19 protein-coding genes are annotated in these 18201 nt (G+C 44.4%); 15 read left to right on the top strand and 4 right to left on the bottom strand.

Annotation, left to right across the window (positions count from 1 at the left end):
* Window positions 1-26: 26 nt before the first annotated feature.
* The 3 genes from gucD to BUC05_RS17365 form a co-directional block, all read right to left on the bottom strand.
* Window positions 27-1463, bottom strand: coding sequence for an alpha-ketoglutaric semialdehyde dehydrogenase GucD (gene gucD, locus BUC05_RS17355; RefSeq protein WP_073305516.1), 1437 nt, complete (start codon window positions 1461-1463; stop codon window positions 27-29).
* Window positions 1464-1487: 24 nt separating this feature from the next.
* Window positions 1488-2408: a 5-dehydro-4-deoxyglucarate dehydratase gene (kdgD, locus tag BUC05_RS17360; RefSeq protein WP_073305518.1), complete on the bottom strand. Its 921-nt coding sequence runs from the start codon at window positions 2406-2408 to the stop codon at window positions 1488-1490.
* A 205-nt stretch (window positions 2409-2613) separates the two neighbouring features.
* Window positions 2614-3309 carry a FadR/GntR family transcriptional regulator gene (locus BUC05_RS17365; protein WP_035205352.1) on the bottom strand — a complete coding sequence of 232 codons (696 nt, stop codon included), beginning with the start codon at window positions 3307-3309 and terminating at the stop codon, window positions 2614-2616.
* Window positions 3310-3563: 254 nt separating this feature from the next.
* Between BUC05_RS17365 and BUC05_RS17370 the strand changes: the two genes are divergently transcribed.
* From BUC05_RS17370 to BUC05_RS17435, 14 genes are all read left to right on the top strand, one after another.
* Window positions 3564-4256, top strand: coding sequence for a FadR/GntR family transcriptional regulator (locus BUC05_RS17370; RefSeq protein WP_011245334.1), 693 nt, complete (start codon window positions 3564-3566; stop codon window positions 4254-4256).
* The gene (locus tag BUC05_RS17375) at window positions 4253-5461 is read left to right on the top strand and encodes a CynX/NimT family MFS transporter (RefSeq protein ID WP_011245335.1); all 1209 of its coding nucleotides are present in this window, start codon (window positions 4253-4255) and stop codon (window positions 5459-5461) included. Before BUC05_RS17370 ends, BUC05_RS17375 begins: the two co-directional genes overlap by 4 nt.
* 249 nt (window positions 5462-5710) lie before the next feature.
* The gene (locus tag BUC05_RS17380) at window positions 5711-6097 is read left to right on the top strand and encodes a cytidine deaminase family protein (RefSeq protein ID WP_011245336.1); all 387 of its coding nucleotides are present in this window, start codon (window positions 5711-5713) and stop codon (window positions 6095-6097) included.
* 36 nt (window positions 6098-6133) lie between these two features.
* Window positions 6134-6526: a serine hydrolase gene (locus BUC05_RS21785; RefSeq protein ID WP_011245337.1), complete on the top strand. Its 393-nt coding sequence runs from the start codon at window positions 6134-6136 to the stop codon at window positions 6524-6526.
* A 30-nt stretch (window positions 6527-6556) separates the two neighbouring features.
* Entirely contained in the window at window positions 6557-7057 is a 501-nt protein-coding gene (locus tag BUC05_RS21790) for a serine hydrolase domain-containing protein (RefSeq protein WP_011245338.1), read from the top strand.
* 159 nt (window positions 7058-7216) lie between these two features.
* Window positions 7217-8032, top strand: a complete 816-nt coding sequence (locus BUC05_RS17395; protein ID WP_011245339.1) for a pentapeptide repeat-containing protein — start codon at window positions 7217-7219, stop codon at window positions 8030-8032.
* A gap of 189 nt (window positions 8033-8221) precedes the next feature.
* Complete coding sequence (locus BUC05_RS17400; RefSeq protein ID WP_011245340.1) at window positions 8222-8527, top strand: PTS sugar transporter subunit IIB; 306 nt, start codon at window positions 8222-8224, stop codon at window positions 8525-8527.
* A gap of 29 nt (window positions 8528-8556) precedes the next feature.
* Entirely contained in the window at window positions 8557-9852 is a 1296-nt protein-coding gene (celB, locus tag BUC05_RS17405) for a PTS cellobiose transporter subunit IIC (RefSeq protein WP_011245341.1), read from the top strand.
* 9 nt (window positions 9853-9861) lie between these two features.
* Window positions 9862-10197, top strand: coding sequence for a PTS sugar transporter subunit IIA (locus tag BUC05_RS17410; protein WP_011245342.1), 336 nt, complete (start codon window positions 9862-9864; stop codon window positions 10195-10197).
* Window positions 10198-10199: 2 nt separating this feature from the next.
* A complete protein-coding gene (locus BUC05_RS17415; RefSeq protein WP_073305520.1) occupies window positions 10200-11588 on the top strand; it encodes a glycoside hydrolase family 1 protein in 1389 nt (462 codons plus the stop codon).
* A gap of 62 nt (window positions 11589-11650) precedes the next feature.
* The gene (locus BUC05_RS17420) at window positions 11651-13570 is read left to right on the top strand and encodes a BglG family transcription antiterminator (RefSeq protein WP_084140085.1); all 1920 of its coding nucleotides are present in this window, start codon (window positions 11651-11653) and stop codon (window positions 13568-13570) included.
* 275 nt (window positions 13571-13845) lie between these two features.
* Window positions 13846-14451, top strand: a complete 606-nt coding sequence (locus BUC05_RS17425) for a TetR/AcrR family transcriptional regulator (RefSeq protein ID WP_073305522.1) — start codon at window positions 13846-13848, stop codon at window positions 14449-14451.
* Between the two features lie 191 nt (window positions 14452-14642).
* Entirely contained in the window at window positions 14643-15404 is a 762-nt protein-coding gene (locus BUC05_RS17430; protein ID WP_073305523.1) for an SDR family oxidoreductase, read from the top strand.
* A gap of 170 nt (window positions 15405-15574) precedes the next feature.
* Complete coding sequence (locus tag BUC05_RS17435; RefSeq protein ID WP_084140086.1) at window positions 15575-16063, top strand: GyrI-like domain-containing protein; 489 nt, start codon at window positions 15575-15577, stop codon at window positions 16061-16063.
* Between the two features lie 16 nt (window positions 16064-16079).
* Here BUC05_RS17435 and BUC05_RS17440 read toward each other — a convergent pair whose 3' ends face one another.
* Entirely contained in the window at window positions 16080-16571 is a 492-nt protein-coding gene (locus BUC05_RS17440) for a DUF4367 domain-containing protein (RefSeq protein WP_073305526.1), read from the bottom strand.
* 239 nt (window positions 16572-16810) lie between these two features.
* Here BUC05_RS17440 and BUC05_RS17445 point away from each other — a divergent pair, with 239 nt between their 5' ends.
* The gene (locus BUC05_RS17445; protein ID WP_073305528.1) at window positions 16811-18199 is read left to right on the top strand and encodes a glycoside hydrolase family 1 protein; all 1389 of its coding nucleotides are present in this window, start codon (window positions 16811-16813) and stop codon (window positions 18197-18199) included.
* Window positions 18200-18201: the final 2 nt, after the last annotated feature.

The raw sequence follows: 18201 nt of genomic DNA on the forward strand, positions 1-18201 counted from the left end.
GCAGGAAAGACCTCCTGCATGGCCTGTTATGCTTTTACAAAAATCGTTTTGGTCGCTGTAAAAAACTCTTTCGCTGCTTCCCCCTGTTCGCGGGAATGGGAGCTGGATTGTTTCATCCCGCCAAATGGGGCTTGCAGTTCAACTCCTGCGCTTTCGGCATTGACCCGAATGAGACCAGCGTCCATATCCTCAATAAAGGCAAGCATATTGGCAATATCTTTTGTGAAAATTGAAGCACTTAACCCGTATGGCACATCATTGGCCAAACGAAGCGCTTCTTCGATGCCGTCCACTTCAAATAAAGCCAGGACAGGGCCGAAAATTTCTTCTTGGGCGATGGAGGAATGGTGATCTCGGCATTCAAAAATCGTCGGCTCGATAAAGGAACCTTTTTCTTGATCGATGGCATGCCCGCCAGTTAATAGCGTCGCCTTTTCACTCAGGCCTTTTTCTATGTAGGCAAGGCAATTGGCTAGCTGATTTTGGGAAGCGAGTGGTCCCATCCACGTTTTTGCATCAAGGCTGTCACCTACTACGATTTCTTTTGTCTTTTCTAATAGCAATTTCTTAAAAGTGGAGTAAACAGCACGGTCGACAAACGCTCTGCTTGTCGCTGTGCACTTTTGGCCAGTTGATTTAAACGCTCCGCTTAATGTCGCGTCTACTGCTTGCTCAATGTCAGCATCGGCGGCCACAATGACAGGGTTCTTGCCCCCCATTTCAAGCTGGTACTTCGCCCCCCTGGCAAGGGCTGTTTGGCCAATTTTCTTGCCAGTTGTGTTCGAACCAGTAAATGTGATCGCGTTCACCCTATGATGTTCAACAAGGCTTTGGCCAACTTTTGCCCCTGAGCCTGTAATGAAATTTAAGACGCCAGGGGGCAACCCGGCCGCTTCAAAGCATGCAACCACTTTTGCGCATGTAACTGCCGTTTCTGAAGCAGGCTTGAGGACGACTGTATTGCCGTAAATGATAGCAGGCGCCGTTTTCCAAAGAGGAATCGCAATCGGAAAATTCCATGGCGTAATGACCGCTACGACGCCAAGGGGTACACGGGTTGTATACATAAGCGCCTTTGCATCGCTTGCAGGAATGACATCGCCATTTTTGCGCAGCCCTTCTCCTGCATAATAACGGAGAATCGCAATGCCGCGCAGCGTTTCGCCTTTTGTTTCCGCCAATGTTTTGCCCATTTCCCGTGCCGCAGTCTCGGCAATATCGTCAATACGTTTTTCGATAATGTCTGCGGTTTTATAAAGAATAGCCCCTCGCTCTGCCCCGCTTAACTTGCGCCACGGCTTAGCTGCTTCTCGAGCTGCTTGCACCGCCTGTTCTACATCTGCTTCAGTCGAATCCTGATACGTGCCGACTGTATCGTTTAGATTGCCAGGATTGATGTTCTTTGCTGTTTGACCGTCCACAGAAGGCACCCATTGGCCGTTAATAAAATTACGTACATCCATAAATAAGACTCCTTTCCTTATGGGTTATAGCGAAATATGATTGCGTGGGTACTTTTTGTGAGCGTTTTCCAAAATCTGCGTCAGCTGTTTGTAATGACTTTTTTCGACAGGCACAAGTGGGGCGCGGACATGCTCTTGAACAGGCAAGCCAACGATCTCCATTCCGGCTTTAATTAATGAAATCGCATAGCCTTTTTTCTGGCGGCGGATCGCATTAATTGGCAGAAGGACGTCATTATAAAGGCTGCGAACAGCCTCATGATCGCCGCGTTTTAAAGCTTCAAAAAAGCATCTAGAAATGTGTGGAATGTAATTGGATATCGCCGATGAATACGAGTGGAAGCCAATGGGCCAATAAGCAGGCATCGTTAATTCTGCCATCGGCATGCCGTTTAGCCATAGCAACCGCTCGCCAAATCGCTGAGTAAATTCAATGTTTTGCTCCATATTGCCGATACCATCTTTTAATCCGACTAACTGTGGGTAGACGAGCAGCGATTCAAGTGTGTCCCCTTCTAATACAGCGTTATCACGCTGGTAAACAATCGCATGAAGGGAAGTTGATTCAATAATCGCTGACAAATAAGCGCGTAGTCCGTTTTGTTCGCCGTTAATCAAGTAGGGAGGCAGGATTAAATAACCGTCGGCGCCTTTTTCTTCTGAAAGCCGTGCGAAGGAAAGGGCGTCTTGGATGTTTCCGCCAACTCCAGTATAGAGGGGAACGCGTTTTTGGGTCGCATCTACAGCAACATCCAATATTGCCCCATACTCGGCTTTGCTAATGGCATGGAATTCCCCCGCCCCGCAGGCGACAAAGATCGCTTCCAAGCCTTCTTCAATTAAAAACGTAATATTTCGGTGGAGTGCATTCTCATCAAGCGCCCCATTTTTATCAAAGGGCGAAACAGGGAAGCCGAGAATGCCAGTCAGCTTATTGGTTTGCATCGAACCGATCAACTCCTTATGGTAATTTGTTTTATTGTAAGACAAATTAAATAGTTAGTCAATTTTAAATTTGGAAACCACAAAAAACGTGCCCAAATAAGGCACGTTTGAGGTTGTCGACAAAGTCGATAACTGCACTCATCTGATAGAAAACTTGTTAGACGAGGCAGCCAAGAGAAGATACGAATAGAGCGGGGGTTCATAGTTACTGGTTCGGCTCAAGGACTTTGTTGCGAACAAACATTAAGTGCTCATGCATTGCCCGAAAGGCAGCTTGGCCGTCGCGATTGGCAAGAGCATCGTAAATAGCGTGATGGTGCGCTACCGTCTTATCCCGTTCCCTATGTTTAATTTGCACATTTACTTTTGCGTGGGTCAGCAAAAGCGAATCGACCATTCCTTGCAAAATCGGATTGTCTACACTTTGGGCAATAATGCGGTGAAACAGCAAGTCATGCTCGCCATAATCATCGTCCACACTTTCTTTAATCGCCTGAATCGTCGTTTGCAACCGCTCCAAGTCGTGTGCTGATATTTTTTCAGCAGCAAAAACGACAAGCCCTAACTCTAGCGAAGTACGGGCTTCAATAATCGCTTCAATATTGTCGTTCACAAGGGAAAGCATGGTCGAAAACGGTTTGCTGCTAATTTTTTCTGTGAAATAGGTTCCGTCCCGTGTTTTCCGCTTCACAATTCCCAATGATTCAAGGGAACTCATTGCTTCGCGCAGCACTGGGCGGCTGACACCAAGCATCGAAATCAATTCCATTTCTGGAGGCAATTTGTCTCCCGGCTTCAACTTGTTTGTAATCAACAAGTTGACAATTTTTTCCTCCACCTGTTGCGCCAATGTTTGCCGGCTGACACGGCTTCCAATTAAATCAAGTTTATTTTCAGGCATTGTTGTCCCACCATTCTGCCAAAAGCATTCTTTATCTTATGTTTTAATTGTAATACAAATAGGTGGAATTGCAAAATGGGAGCAGGAAAAGAGGTAAGCTATCCTATTTAGCCATTGATCAAATTACTTGAGTTAAAGCCTCTCCTTACTTGGTGTAGATTTATCTGCTTGTTGATTTTCATTTAATGGACATGATATAATACCAATCAACCAAACATCCTATGTTTGACAAGTGCAAGAAGGAGGATCGACACATGCTTCAGAAAACAAATCGGCAAACGCTAGTTGAACAAGTGGCGTTACAAATGGAAAATATGATTGAATCGGGCAAGTGGAGTGTCGGGATGCGCATCCCAGCCGAGCCGGAGTTAATGGCTGAATTAAACGTGAGTCGCAATACTTTAAGAGAAGCGATTCGGGCATTAATCCATGCGGGACTTTTAAAGACGAAACAAGGAGATGGAACCTATGTTTGTTCTTCGAGTGCTTTAGGGGTTGTGCTGAAAAAACGTGTTTTGCGCTCCGATACGTTGCAAACGTTAGAAGTCCGGTATGCGCTCGAACGTGAGGGAGCGCATCTAGCTGCCCAACGGAGAACCGACGATGAGGCCCACGAACTTCTGCTTCAGTTGGAACGTTGCGAGGCTGCAGCAAAACGCGGGGACATTGATCAGTTTGTAACAGCGGACATTCAATTACACCAAATGATTATTAATGCTTCTCATAATGAAATATTGATTGAAATCTATAGCCATATCGGCGAAGCGTTGCATGATTCGATTACAAGCCTAACTCGTTATGAAGTTGATGCCGACTTCGTGGCAATGCATCGGCAACTAGTCGAAGCGATTGTCGCTCAGGACGGTGATCGTGCCGTGGCAGCCGTTCATCGCTATATAGAGGAATCGAAGGATGTTATTACTCAAGACGAGGGAGAACAGCCATGAGCGTACAAAGTGGCATAAAGCCAACTGTGGCGAAACAGTCGTCTTCATTGAGTTGGGCGCTCATCTTTGGCATCGTCCTGATCTCACTAACGATGCGGTCGCCACTAACGTCGGTTGGCCCATTGGTAGGGTCGATTCGTGAATCTCTCGGGTTATCGAACACTGTCGCAGGCCTGCTGACGACATTGCCGTTGCTGGCTTTCGCGCTCCTTTCCCCGTTCACTCCTACGTTGGCGCGCCGTTTCGGGATGGAACGAGTCTTGTTTTGTGCGTTGGTTCTGCTTATGATGGGAATCGCTGTTCGCTCGGTGAGTGCAACTATTTCCTTGTTTGCAGGCACTGTTTTACTTGGCCTCTCGATCGCAGTGTGCAACGTGCTCATTCCGAGTCTAGTTAAACGCGACTTTTCTAATAATATTGGACTAATGACAGGGATTTACGCAGTGTCGATGAATTTATGCGGTGCGATCGCATCTGGTATCAGCGTTCCGCTCGCCCGTAATTTCGGTTTCGGCTGGAATGGCGCACTTGGAGTCTGGGGCATACTTGCTTTGATCGCTGCGCTATTTTGGTTCCCTCGAATCCGTGGGAGTCACCCATCAGTTGTGGTCACAACGAATGTGGCGATGGTAAGGCGAAGCCTGTGGCGTTCACCACTGGCGTGGACCATTACTCTTTTTATGGGAATGCAGTCTCTCCTTTTCTATGTTTTGATCACTTGGCTGCCTGAAATGATGACAAGCCGGGGATTGAGTGAAGATAGCGCTGGTTGGATGCTATCGCTTTTTCAAATGGCTACGCTTCCCGTATCTTTTATCGTGCCAATCCTTGCAGGGCGCATGAAGAACCAACGTTTACTGGTCACCATAATGGCTTTCTTATTTTTTGTTTCATTAGGCGGCTTTTATTTCGGCCATCATGCACTTATTTCGTTATGGACGATTTTACTCGGAATTGCCGGTGGATGTGCGTTTAGTTTGGCTATGATCTTTTTAAGTTTGCGGACGAAAGATGCCTACGATGCAGCTTCTTTATCCGGTATGTCCCAATCTGTTGGCTATTTGCTGGCGGCATCAGGGCCGATTTTGTTCGGTTTCCTCCATGATGTGACAGCAGGCTGGAACCTTCCACTTTTGCTATTGTTTTTCGTTAGCGCAATGCTGCTCTTATGCGGCCTAGGTGCGTCAAAAAACCGCACTGTATAAAGCTCTTACTAGAAGAGCCCCTTATTGGACCTAGTAAGTTAAATAAGTGGAATAAAGGAGAGCGGGCTATATTCTGGCAAGTTCCACTTTCGTTTCCCGCTCTTTTACTAATAAATTTATAGATTTTCGGTTACGATTCTGAAAGGCGTTATCGAAGTTTGTCTTCTCTTCTCAAAGGAAGAGAGTGCATCATTTATATGCTTTAGTCAGGTATCCTCATTCAAAAGTGCGAATAAAAGGAGTGGTAATGTGACATTTGATCAACTTTACGTAGAAGCGAAAGCGGTGATACACCCTCGGAAATTATCTGACGTCGTTGAAGTCGGCGGTGTCGGAGCGGCAATTGAAACTGCGGGCGGCAACATTTATACAGGTGTTTGTATTGATATGGCTTGTTCCATCGGTTTTTGTGCCGAACATGCGGCTGCGGCGGCGGTGATTACGGCTGGGGAAAGCCATATTAAGAAAATGATTGCCGTTGATTGGGATGGTCGCATTTTGCCTCCTTGTGGAAGATGCCGGGAATTTGTTAGCCAAATGAATGACGCTAATAGCGAGACCCAGGTTATGGTAGCAGAAGACCAAATCGTTTCGCTGCAAGACCTATTGCCTTACAGCTGGAGGGAGAAAAAGTGAAATCGCTCTGCAATTGATTGCTTGCAAAGTGATCGGATGCAAGCGAGGCCAAGAGGAGGGGAGAGCGTATTTGGCTTAAATTTTGCGAAGTTTGTGGAAAACGGTCTCGCCAAGTTTGAAGATCCGATCGCCCATTATTTGCCTGAAAGCCTGGTGGAAGGGCTACACATTTTTAAGGGAAAAGAGTATTCGTCTGATATTCAGCTAACACATTTATTAAGCAATACATCCGGACTGCCCGATTTTTTCGAAGATAAACCGAAGCGCCACAAACTATTCTTGCGTGAAAATCTCGATCAGTCGTCACGCTTTTGGACTCCTGAAGAAACGATTGAATGGTCGAAAGAACATCTACTACCGCGTTTTCCACCGGGGGCAAGGCTTTCACTATACAGACACAGGCTACAATTTACTCGGGCTGATCATTGAGTCGATTACATCGAAGCCCTATGCGGACGGTTGCCTGAATACATTTTTACGCCATTGAAGATGAAGCATTCATATTTAGCCCAGTTTTCCGAGCCCGCTGTAAAAAGCGACAACCCCGTTGCCCATCTCTATCTTGACGACCTTAAAATAAGTGTTGAACAATACCGCAGTTTTAGTAGTTTTTATTCTGGTGGTCAGACAGTATGTACATTAGAAGATCTCTTGGTTTTTATGAAAGCATTCGTTAATAATCAACTGGTAATAGAAGAGAGCTTGCGCCTCATGCAAAACTGGGAAAAAATGCAGTTGGGTTTAAAATACGGATATGGTCTTATGAAACTACAATTTCTCCCGTTCACAGAAAAATATACAGTATGGGGGCATCTCGGCGCGAGCGGTTCTTTTATGGTCTATGTGCAAGCGATGGATGTCTATCTTACAGGAAGTTTTAATCAGACAACGTACCAATTGAAAAGCATAAATTATTTGTTTATGAACGTTCTGCGTAAATTAGCGCAAATCAACAAGTGAGCTTATATGAGGGTTTAGGCGAATTTCATTGCAACCATTCGAAATCTAGCAGACGTTCAGTGAACCGCGTAAACTAGAGTAGAGAAATACGGATTGCTTGGACACAAAATTTCTTTATAATGAACATATCTTGTTCGTTATATAGGGAGTTGTTTATCCATGGAAAGCGATTTAAAATCGGATTGCTTAAACTGTTTTGGGTTGTGCTGTGTGTCTCTGCCTTTCATGAAATCGAGTGATTTTCCTTATGATAAAGGTAGTGGGGAACCGTGCCGCCACTTATGTTCAGATCATCGCTGTTCGATTCACGAGTCACTACGAGACAAAGGATTTCGTGGCTGTGTGAGTTACGAATGTTTTGGGGCAGGGCAAAAGGTATCACAAGTTGTCTATAAGGGTAAGGACTGGCGTGAAGATAATCGAATGGCCGAGGAAATGTTTTCTGTATTTCCAGTTGTTCAACAGCTCCACGAGATGCTTTTCTATTTAAAACAGGAGTTAGCGTTAGAAGAAGCCAAAGACTTCAAACTAGAAATTCAGGCTTTGTATGATTTAACTTATACATTAACAATTAAAGCACCGGAAGAAATATTGGCGTTAGATATTGAAGCACATAGAAATAAAATAAATCCTATGTTCATAGAAGTTAGTGACATATACCGGTCACAATATCGGAAGAAGGGGAAAGGCAGCGGGACAAAAAAGAAACGGGTAGATTATATAGGCGAAAACTTCGCCAACGTCGATATGAAAGGGCATGATTTAAGAGGGACGTTTCTCATTGCTGCCAACTTGACCAATAGTGACTTACGAAGAGCGGACTTTATTGGCGCAGACTTGCGAGATGCCGACTTAAGCGGGGCAAACTTGGCTGGAGCACTCTTCTTAACACAGTCACAGATTCAATCGGCTAAAGGGGATAAAACAACGGTATTGCCTGATTATGTGGAGAGGCCCCAACACTGGGGAAGTTAACAAGTGTTTTTAATAGAGGGAACAACCTCGCTATGAGTTTGTTTGCTCTATTTTTTTATGCCTGTTTTTTCCGTTTATATGGCTAAATTTCCATCATTTCCGCAGTCTGCGGAAAAAAATTAGGTGTAGTTGTAAGCGGATTCATTTTAAGATGAATGTGAAAGAGGCGAAGTTAAGGGGGAATGGACGATGAACGTGTTGTTGGCGTGTTCAGCAGGAATGTCTACGAGCTTGCTTGTAGCAAAAATGAAGGAAGCTGCAGCCGAATTAGGGGTAGAAGCGGAAATTTGGGCGGTTGCCCAAGATAAGGCATTGGTAGAAATCGAAAAAGCGGACGTGCTGTTAGTAGGACCGCAAATGCGCTTTATGAAAAAGAAATACGAGGCAAAAGGCAAGGAAGTTGGTGTTCCTGTTGAGATTATTGATGCGGTTGCGTATGGGCGTGTCGACGGCATGGCTGTAATGAAGCGGGCACTAGAACTAGCTGATAAGTAAAAAATAGTCGCCGGAAAGGGTGATGGTTGATGAATCGCTTCATGGATGTACTTGAAAATGTATTAATGCCGCTTGCAGACAAGTTAAACAACAATCGTTATTTAACAGCATTGCGTGATGGTTTTATGGTGGCGCTGCCGCTCATTATCTTCGGTTCGATTTTTGTCGTTATTGCCAACCTTCCATTTATTGACCGTTTGATGACTGAGGCCACTTACGCCCAGTACCAGGAACTGATTGGTAGTGCTTCGTCAGCAACGTTGGCGATTATGGCGACGTTTGTCATCGTCGGCATTGGCTATAAACTGACGGAAAGCTACGGAGGCGAGGCGCTTTTTGGCGGCGTGACTGCTCTTGCTGCTTTTCTGATTTTAATCCCGCAACACGTCGATGAGACGACCGGTGTTATTCCAGTTGGCGTGTTAGGCGCACAAGGAATGTTTGTCGGGATTATTACAGCATTTGTGTCTGCGGAACTGTATCGCTTTTTTGTAAACAAAAATTGGCAAATTAAGATGCCGAGCGGCGTACCAGATGCGGTGTCCCGTTCGTTTAGTTCTTTGATTCCCATTACGATGACCCTTTCGTTTTTCTTGTTGGTGCGTATCGCCTTTTCGTTTACACCTTTTGAGACCGTGCAAAATTTTGTGTACACATCGGTTCAAGCGCCGTTAACGGCACTTGGAAGCGGATTGACTGCAACAATCATTGCCGTGCTGTTGACACAAATCTTCTGGTTTTTCGGTTTGCATGGCCAAATCATTATAAACTCTGTCCTTGACCCGATTTGGTTCACATTGGCGGGAGAAAACTTGGACGCATACAACGCAGGCAATGAGTTGCCTCATATTGTCAGCAAGCCGTTTATGGAATCGTTTATTGTCGGTATTGGCGGGTCCGGTATGACGCTAGCCGTTATTATTGCGATTTTCTTGATTGGCCGCAGCCGCCAACTAAAACAACTTGGAAAAATCGGCGGTCCTCCTGGTTTGTTTAATGTCAATGAACCGATTATTTTTGGCTTGCCGATCATTATGAATCCGCTTGTCATTATCCCGTGGCTGTTCGCGCCAGTCGTGGTAACGATTTTCACGTATTTCACGATGGCGGCCGGGCTTGTGCCGGCGCCGTATGGAGCGATCGTGCCATGGACAATGCCGCCTATTATTAGCGGAGCACTGGCAACGAATTCATGGCAAGGAGCGGTCTTGCAAGTGGTAAACATGGCGATCGTGTTTGTCATTTGGTGGCCATTCTTGAAAGTGATGGATAAGCAATACTATGAAAATGAACAAAGCGAAGGCAAACCAACGAAAACAGCTTAGATAGGATGGGTGAGAAAAGTGGAGAAATCGACGGATATAACAGAGGTTTCCTTCCGTATCATTTTGCACGCTGGAAATGGGAAAGGAAGCGCGATGGAAGCAATTCAAGCGGCAAAAGCAGGCTCATTTGAACAAGCGGACGAGTTAATAGAAGAGGCAGGAAGAGAGCTGGCCAAAGCCCATGAATTTCAGACAAATTTAATCCAGCAAGAAGCAAATGGAGGGCGGACAGAGTTAAACGTGCTGCTGATCCATTCCCAAGACCACTTGATGACGTCGATGACCGTACGTGATTTAGCAATTGAAATCATTGAAATATACCGTACGAAAAGGGGACTTTTATAAAGATGGCACATGCGTATTCTTTCCCGAAAGATTTTTGGTGGGGATCGGCTGTATCGGCAACGCAAATCGAAGGAGCTGCCAATGAAGGCGGAAAAGGAAAAAACATCTGGGACCACTGGTACGAACTGGAGCCAAACCGCTTTTTTGAAGAAGTAGGGCCGAGTGCAACGTCTGATTTTTATCACCGTTACCAAGACGATATTGCGTTGATGAAAGCGATCGGGCATAATAGTTTTCGTTTTTCGATTTCATGGTCAAGGCTGATTCCAGGCGGCGAGGGAGAAGTGAATAAGGAAGCAGTCGCCTTTTACAACAATGTCATTGATGAGCTGATCGCTAATGGCATTGAGCCGTTTGTCAACTTGTTCCACTTTGACATGCCGTTTGAGCTGCAAGAAAAAGGTGGCTGGGAAAACCGCGAAGTGGTCGAATTGTATGCCCAGTATGCTGCTACTTGTTATGACTTGTTTGGCGATCGAGTGAAAAAATGGTTTACATTTAACGAACCGATTGTGCCAGTCGAGGGCGGCTATCTTTACGATTTTCACTACCCAAACATAGTGGATGCAAGAAGGGCATTCCAGGTCGCCTACCATACCGTTTTAGCCCATGCACTGGCAGTGGCGGCCTTCCGTACACGCTCTATCGAAGATGGAAAGATTGGCATCATCCTTAATTTGACGCCTTCATACCCGCGCAGCGACCATCTAGGGGATCAAAAAGCAGCCGCGATTGCCGATTTGTTTTTTAACCGCAGTTTTTTAGACGCTGTTGTCCTTGGTTCTTTTCCTAAAGAGCTTGTCGCCTTGCTTGATGAGTATGGGCAATTGCCTACCTATGAAAAAGAAGATGTTGCTCTGATTAACGCACAGCGGATTGACTTGCTTGGTGTTAATTATTATCAGCCCCGGCGTGTAAAAGCAAAAGAACATCTGCCTAATCCCGCGTCGCCGTTTATGCCAGAATGGTTTTTTGACCATTATGACATGCCTGGACGGAAAATGAACCATTACCGTGGCTGGGAAATTTACGAAAAAGGCATTTATGACATTATGGTCAATTTAAAAGATAACTATGGAAACATTGAGTCGTTTGTATCTGAAAATGGCATGGGCGTACAAAACGAAGAACGGTTTATGGAAAATGGGCAAATTCAAGATAAGTACCGGATTGAGTTTATAAAAGGGCATTTAAAATGGCTCCACCAGGCGATTCAAGAAGGCTGCAATGTCCGCGGTTACCATTTGTGGACGTTCATGGACAATTGGTCATGGACCAATGCCTATAAAAATCGCTATGGATTCATTTCAGTCGATGTGCAAACGCAAAAACGGACACCGAAAAAGAGCGCGGAGTGGATAAAAGCAGTATCGCAGCAAAATGGGTTTTAACGAGGGTTGAGAACGTAAAAGGAGTGTTCCTTTTGCGTTCTTTTCACAGGAAGGAGGGCATCATGAATCAACGCTTACAATCAATTTTAAGAGAGCTGCTTGGCACACAGGGGTACGTCACCAGCCGTTACTTGGCCAGCGTCAACCAAGTTACACCGCGGACAGTGCGTGAAGATGTGAAACAACTGCAAAGTGAGTTATCGCAAATTCATGCTGGCATTGAATCCGTGCCTGGCAAAGGCTATAAGCTGACGATTGAAGATGAGGCGCAGTTCCGCCAATTTTTACAACGAGAAACGACGGGCAACCACGGCGCCCCGATCAGCCCAGAAGAGCGAGTGACCTGGTTAATTCAGAAACTATTGCTAGCTGAAGAGTATATTAAATTAGACGACTTAGCTGATGATCTGTTTATTAGCAAATCAAGTTTGCAAAATGACTTAAAAAACGCCAAATTGATTTTAGCTAGGTACGGGCTTCAAGTTGCTACAAGGCCCAATTACGGTTTATATCTTAAAGGTGATGAACTTAAGCGCCGGTTTTGCATGGCTGAGTATGTGTTTGAACGAAAAAACGTTGCGGCTGATTTAACAAGCCTGCAATTGACGGCGTTTATGAAAGAAGAACAATTGGCCGACATTTGGGACATTTTGGTGACGACGATGCAAGAAAATGGAGTCACGTTGTCTGATATTGCTATTAATAATTTATTTATTCATATTGTCATCGCCTTTAAACGAATCGAAGCAGGCCATCATATTTCCCTTTACCGAAAAGATATGTCGGATATTTGCAGCCAACATGAATATTACGTTGCCCAAAAAATGATTGCCCGTCTTAACACGCATCTTGGGGTATCCTTTCCTGAAATGGAAATTGCTTATATTGCTATTCATTTATTAGGCACTCGCCTAGTTGCAGAAAACGAGCAAGCAAACGATAACTTAAAAAAAGTGTTTGATGATGAGTATTATAAGCTTGCCAAGGCTATCGTTGAGAAAGTGGAGAGGGAGCTCGATTTGAACATTGCAAATGACCAAGAGCTACTTGTTAGCCTTATGCTCCATTTAAAGCCCGCGATCAACCGTTACCGTTACGGCATGAATATTCGCAACCCAATGCTAGCCGATATTAAACAGCATTATACGCTGGCCTTTGAAGCAGCTGTCATTGGCCAAGCAGTAATTAAAGATAAGCTTGGCATCAGCATTGATGAAAACGAAATTGGCTACCTTGCCCTTCATATAGGAGCTGCCCTTGAACGCCGCAACCAACAAAAAGAACCGAAGCGCATCTTAATTGTATGCGCGTCGGGCAGAGGCAGCGCTCAATTATTAAAGTATAAATTAGAAGCCAATTTTAAGAAGCGGCTTTTTATTGTTGATACGACTGAATACTACCAAATCGACCAAGCCGACTTAACAAATATTGATTTAATCGTCACTTCTATCCCTATTAAAAAAAAGATGCCAGTCCCTGTAGTAGAGGTGAATACGATATTAGGCACGGAAGACTTAGAACGAATTGAAATCCAGTTAAGACACGGTGACAGCTTGCTCTCTTATACCGAAGCAGGCCTTGTGTTTTTACAACAATCGCTCAAAAGCAAGGAGGACGTTCTCCGGTTTCTGGATAAACAATTACGAGAAAGAGGGGTGGTAAGCAAAGGCTTTTATGAAGCACTAGTGAAACGGGAAAATCTTGCCTCAACCGCGTACGGAAATTTAGTCGCGATCCCACACCCGATTACACCACAAACAGAAAAAACATTCCTAGCTTTTGTCACCTTAAAAGAACCGGTAAGCTGGAATGGAAAACCGGTCCAGTTGGTATGCTTATTATGTGTCAAACAAGGCAGCACCGAAGATTTAGAACGTGTCTATAACCAATTGCTTTATGTACTTGACCATCGTGACATTGTCCAAGAGTGCATAAAGGCCGAGGAGGCAACCCGATTTCTCGCGGCCGTTTCACAGCGTTAAAGTGATTCGTGGCCGCAAAAGACTTTTCGGGGGTTCCATTCGTCTTCTAAACGACGACGTATGCAGGCGTTTGTCTACAGTCTGAAGCTGGGCGTACAGTTCAGCTTTTTTAGTACCCTCTATCCAAACTATACGACAGCGAAGCACTATTCCTAGTTCGTTGTACTATAAGTCGATAAGAGCTTTTACGGAGAAAATTACCCCATATTTGTCATAACCAGATCGATCGACACTGTAGTATAATTTACATGTGTTGAGTTATTGGGGGTGAAAGCGTGGAAAATAAATCCTATTTAGATTTACGTGTCTTGCGCACCAGAAAATCAATCCGAAATGCTTTTATTGCCTTGCTTGAAGAAAAGGAGTATAGCAAGATCTCGGTTAACGCCATTGCAAAGCGAGCTGAAATCAACCGTGTCACGTTTTACTCACACTATAAAGATATTCATGATTTAGTCGAAAGCTTTTTAAATGAACTTCTAGCAGATATTCACCAAATTTTGACGGCTAAAGCGAATGTGGAATCTTACCAGCCAGGCATAGCACGGGATTCTTTGGTTTTGTTGCTCGAACATATTGCCGAGAATGCGCAAATCTATAAAGCATTGCTTGTGTCAAAACACATCCCTTTTTTTACCCCAAAACTAATGGAATTAATGCATCAACTAGTTGCTCATACGGAAGACTGTGTGAAGAAAGACGGGACGAATCGTTTTCTCGTATTTAAGACGCCGTCTGATATCTCAAGTTGGTATGCAACATCGGCGCTAGTTGGAACAATATTGATGTGGCTCGCCCACGATATGCCTTATGCGCCACAAGAATTAGCACAACAGCTCATTGATTTAAACCCATTTAAACCTGCAGAATCTCCCAGTTGATAACGTTATAAATTTTAATTGACATCATTGCCAAATGTGTTGTCTTATTTACAGTTTGGCCGAGATTGTTCATTGCCCCTTTCGTTGAAAACGCCTAACATGAATTTATAAAGGTTGTGTAGTCGTGGGAAAGTCGAATGCTTACAAGAAAGCTTCGGACTTGTCTATGGCTAACATAAGGAGGGCTTTACATGAAACTTCAAGACAATGTGGCAGTCGTAACAGGCGCGGCTTCTGGCATGGGCGCAGCAATTGCAAAAGTATATGCGAGTGAAGGGGCAAAAGTCGTTGTCGCAGATTTGAATTTGGATGGAGCAGAAGCGGTTGTCAAAGAGATTGTCGATGCTGGTGGCGTTGCGACTGCGGTGAAAGTGAATGTCGCTGAGTTAAACGATGTAAACCAAATGATCGATCACGCTGTAAATGAATATGGCACGCTCGATATTCTCGTGAATAATGCGGGCATTATGGATGGCTTTGAACCAATTGGCGATATTAGCGACGAAAGATGGGACCTTCTTTTTGACGTGAATACAAAAAGTGTTATGCGCGCAACACGCAAAGCGCTTCCTCTTTTTTTAGAAAAAGGAAAAGGCGTGATTGTGAATGTAGCGTCTTCTGGCGGTCTTAATGGCGCTCATGCTGGCGCTGCCTACACTGCCAGCAAACATGCTGTTGTAGGCCTTACTAAAAATACAGGCTATATGTATGCAGAAAAAGGAATTCGCTGCAATGCCATTGCCCCTGGCGGTGTCGCAACCAACATTGCCGCAACTTTAAAAAACATTAACGAATTTGGCGCTAGTCGCTTGCAAGCGCCACGTGAGGTCATGCCTCGAGTTGGCCAAGCAGAAGAGATCGCACAAGTCGCGCTCTTTTTAGCATCGGACGACTCAAGCTTTGTTAACGGCACTGTTGTCACTGCAGATTCTGGCTGGAGTGCTGCTTTTTAAGCGACTAGTGCATAAATCTAATAAATAGCAAAAGGAACGGTACCTGACGTTTATTTCATGGGCCGTTCTTTTTATATTTAAAGTATTGGAAAATACAATGAAGGAGTCAACTAGAAAAAGACGAATGGAATAGAGAGAGAAAATACGAGAGAAGGAAAGGAGTGCATTCGATGAAAAAAATTCACTATGATATTGTCACTTTGCCCGCTTATCGAGCGATGGGGATGAAATGGAATGGTCCCTATTCAGATGTCAGTCAGTTAAAAGAAGTTATCCATACAATGGAACATCGAGTAGAAGAGTTAAAGGATGTCATAAATCCAAATATCCAGCTTGGATTATCGTATCATACTAGAAACGATGGCTTTGAACATTATTCGGTATTTGAAGTAAAACGCACACAGCCTCTCCTTGAAGGAATGGTAGAACTATACGTGCCTGAAATGACGTATTTCGTTACAACTCATCAAAAAGGAGAAATGATTGGCCAAACGTACGAGCATATTCAGCAATGGTTAGCTGAGAGTGACTATAAACCTTTTCAAGATCCAAATAGACACTATTATGATCCATTGCCAATTAAGCATGAACGATATCCAAAGGATCGAGATTTGCAAGATCCTCATTTTGAAATTTTTATCCCGATCACGACAAAATAAATTTGGTGTACTTCCCCTATCGTAATGAATTGGCGATTTTGATTAGTTCATCCACCTTATTATCCTTGTAGTGTGAGGCTAGTGCAATGATATAGGTTAACCCATCCTGTCTAAAGATTAAGAAATTGATGTTGGAATCAGGCATAATGAAATGATAGCCTGTAATATTTTTATTTAGTAATACTTCTTTAGCCCGTTTCTCACTTTCTAGATGTTTTTCCCCGACAAAAACGTTTATACTTAGTAATTCATTATTCGATTGGTCCATATAGTCGACTCTTAGTGAACCTTGATCAATCGACCCACCTTGAGTTGTGTAATGAATCGGTAAGTATTGAGGTAAAACCACTTCAATCCCGTACAGGTAATTAAATTCTTGTACGGCTTTTTCAATTGGGAGAACGTCGCCTAAAGGTTTGTTTGGATCCGGGGTTAAAGGGTCCTCCACACCACCTGTAAATATAGAAATAACAACAAGTAATCCAGATAGAAGCTTGTTTAAAGTCATAAAATCACTCTCCTGTAACGTTTATTTTGAACCAATATAAACAAAGCATACACTTGGCGGTTGTTTTCAATTCGGCAAGCTCAGTCGTAACGATATCCAATTTAAACAGCAACGTTTTAGTAAGGGAACGGCATGGAAAAAACATGGTTCCATTGAAATTTTTAAAGGACAATTGTGATTTCATGGAAGCGCTTTACAAGGAAACGCTATAATGAGGGCATTCGGAGGGAGGTTGAGGGATGACAACGTATCGGTTCCCAAATTCATTCTTTTTTGGCACAGCAGCCTCAGCGACGCAAATGGAAGGAGCGGCTTCTAGAGGCGGAAAAGGGAAAAACATATGGGATTATTGGCATGAGCAAGAACCGGGGCGTTTCCACGGAGGAATCGGTCCGGAGGAGGCGTCCCATTTTTATGATCGTTATCAGGAAGACATCAAGCTAATGAAAGAGATGGGTCACCATTCTTTCCGTTTTTCGATTTCATGGTCGCGGCTGATTCCAGACGGCGACGGAGCGGTCAATCAGGAAGCAGTGTCGTTTTACGAACATGTCATCGACGAACTGCTCGCCAACGGCATCGTTCCAATGGTGAACTTGTATCATTTCGATATGCCTCTGGCCCTCCAACAAAAAGGCGGATGGGAAAACCGCGATGTCGTGGATGCCTTCGCTCGGTATGCCCGTATTTGTTTTGATTGCTTTGGTGAAAAAGTCACCCATTGGTTTACACAAAACGAGCCAATTGTGCCAGTAGAGGCTGGTTATTTGTACAATATGCATTATCCCAATGTGGTTGATTTTAAGCGTGCTGTACAAGTGGCCTACCATTCGATGCTGGCAAGCGCGAAAGGAGTAGCTGCCTTTCGGGCAAGCGAGCAAAAAGGGAAGATCGGGCTCATTTTAAATTTGACGCCTTCTTATCCACGCAGTGATCACCCTGCAGACGTAGAGGCCGCGCGTATCAGCGACTTGTTGTTTAACCGCTCGTTTCTTGATCCGGCTGTCAAAGGGCATTATCCGTTTGCACTCGTTCGTTTAATCGCAAAATTGGGCGTTTTACCTGCGGTAGAAGACGGAGATGCCGAACTGATTCGCCAAAATACGATTGATTGGCTTGGAGTGAATTATTACCAGCCCCGTCGTGTTAAGGCAAAGGAGCATTTGCCGAATCCAGCAGCCCCGTTTATGCCAGAGCATTTATTTGATCCGTATGAGATGCCAGGGAGAAAAGTGAACCCTCACAGAGGGTGGGAGATTTATGAAAAAGGGATTTATGATTTGCTTATTAATGTCCGTGACCATTACGGAAACATTGAGTGCTTTATTTCTGAAAATGGCATGGGTGTCGAAGGCGAGGAACGATTTCGTAACGAGCAGGGGGTTATTGAGGACGATTACCGAATCGAGTTTATAAAAGGGCATCTCAAATGGGTCCATCAAGCATTGCAGGAAGGAGCCAATGTCCGAGGTTACCATTTGTGGACGTTTATGGATAACTGGTCATGGTTGAATGCTTACAAGAACAGGTACGGCTTGGTTGCCGTCGATCTTGAAAAAGGTGGCCATCGAACCATCAAAAAAAGCGGCTGGTGGCTAAAGAACGTCATCGAGCAAAAAAGGTTTTAGGA

The sequence above is a fragment of the Shouchella rhizosphaerae genome (genome assembly GCF_900142675.1).
Taxonomy (GTDB): domain Bacteria; phylum Bacillota; class Bacilli; order Bacillales; family Bacillaceae_D; genus Shouchella; species Shouchella rhizosphaerae.

Excerpts from the sequence above, each read along its gene's own strand:
- kdgD (WP_073305518.1), bottom strand. The coding sequence starts at position 2,408 with ATGCAAACCAATAAGCTGACTGGCATTCTCGGCTTCCCTGTTTCGCCC.
- BUC05_RS17370 (WP_011245334.1), top strand. The coding sequence starts at position 3,564 with ATGCTTCAGAAAACAAATCGGCAAACGCTAGTTGAACAAGTGGCGTTA.
- BUC05_RS17375 (WP_011245335.1), top strand. The coding sequence starts at position 4,253 with ATGAGCGTACAAAGTGGCATAAAGCCAACTGTGGCGAAACAGTCGTCT.
- gucD (WP_073305516.1), bottom strand. The coding sequence starts at position 1,463 with ATGGATGTACGTAATTTTATTAACGGCCAATGGGTGCCTTCTGTGGAC.
- BUC05_RS17445 (WP_073305528.1), top strand. The coding sequence starts at position 16,811 with ATGACAACGTATCGGTTCCCAAATTCATTCTTTTTTGGCACAGCAGCC.
- celB (WP_011245341.1), top strand. The coding sequence starts at position 8,557 with ATGAATCGCTTCATGGATGTACTTGAAAATGTATTAATGCCGCTTGCA.
- BUC05_RS21785 (WP_011245337.1), top strand. The coding sequence starts at position 6,134 with ATGCAAGCGAGGCCAAGAGGAGGGGAGAGCGTATTTGGCTTAAATTTT.
- BUC05_RS17365 (WP_035205352.1), bottom strand. The coding sequence starts at position 3,309 with ATGCCTGAAAATAAACTTGATTTAATTGGAAGCCGTGTCAGCCGGCAA.
- BUC05_RS17395 (WP_011245339.1), top strand. The coding sequence starts at position 7,217 with ATGGAAAGCGATTTAAAATCGGATTGCTTAAACTGTTTTGGGTTGTGC.
- BUC05_RS17440 (WP_073305526.1), bottom strand. The coding sequence starts at position 16,571 with ATGACTTTAAACAAGCTTCTATCTGGATTACTTGTTGTTATTTCTATA.
- BUC05_RS17415 (WP_073305520.1), top strand. The coding sequence starts at position 10,200 with ATGGCACATGCGTATTCTTTCCCGAAAGATTTTTGGTGGGGATCGGCT.
- BUC05_RS17400 (WP_011245340.1), top strand. The coding sequence starts at position 8,222 with ATGAACGTGTTGTTGGCGTGTTCAGCAGGAATGTCTACGAGCTTGCTT.
- BUC05_RS17435 (WP_084140086.1), top strand. The coding sequence starts at position 15,575 with ATGAAAAAAATTCACTATGATATTGTCACTTTGCCCGCTTATCGAGCG.
- BUC05_RS17430 (WP_073305523.1), top strand. The coding sequence starts at position 14,643 with ATGAAACTTCAAGACAATGTGGCAGTCGTAACAGGCGCGGCTTCTGGC.
- BUC05_RS17420 (WP_084140085.1), top strand. The coding sequence starts at position 11,651 with ATGAATCAACGCTTACAATCAATTTTAAGAGAGCTGCTTGGCACACAG.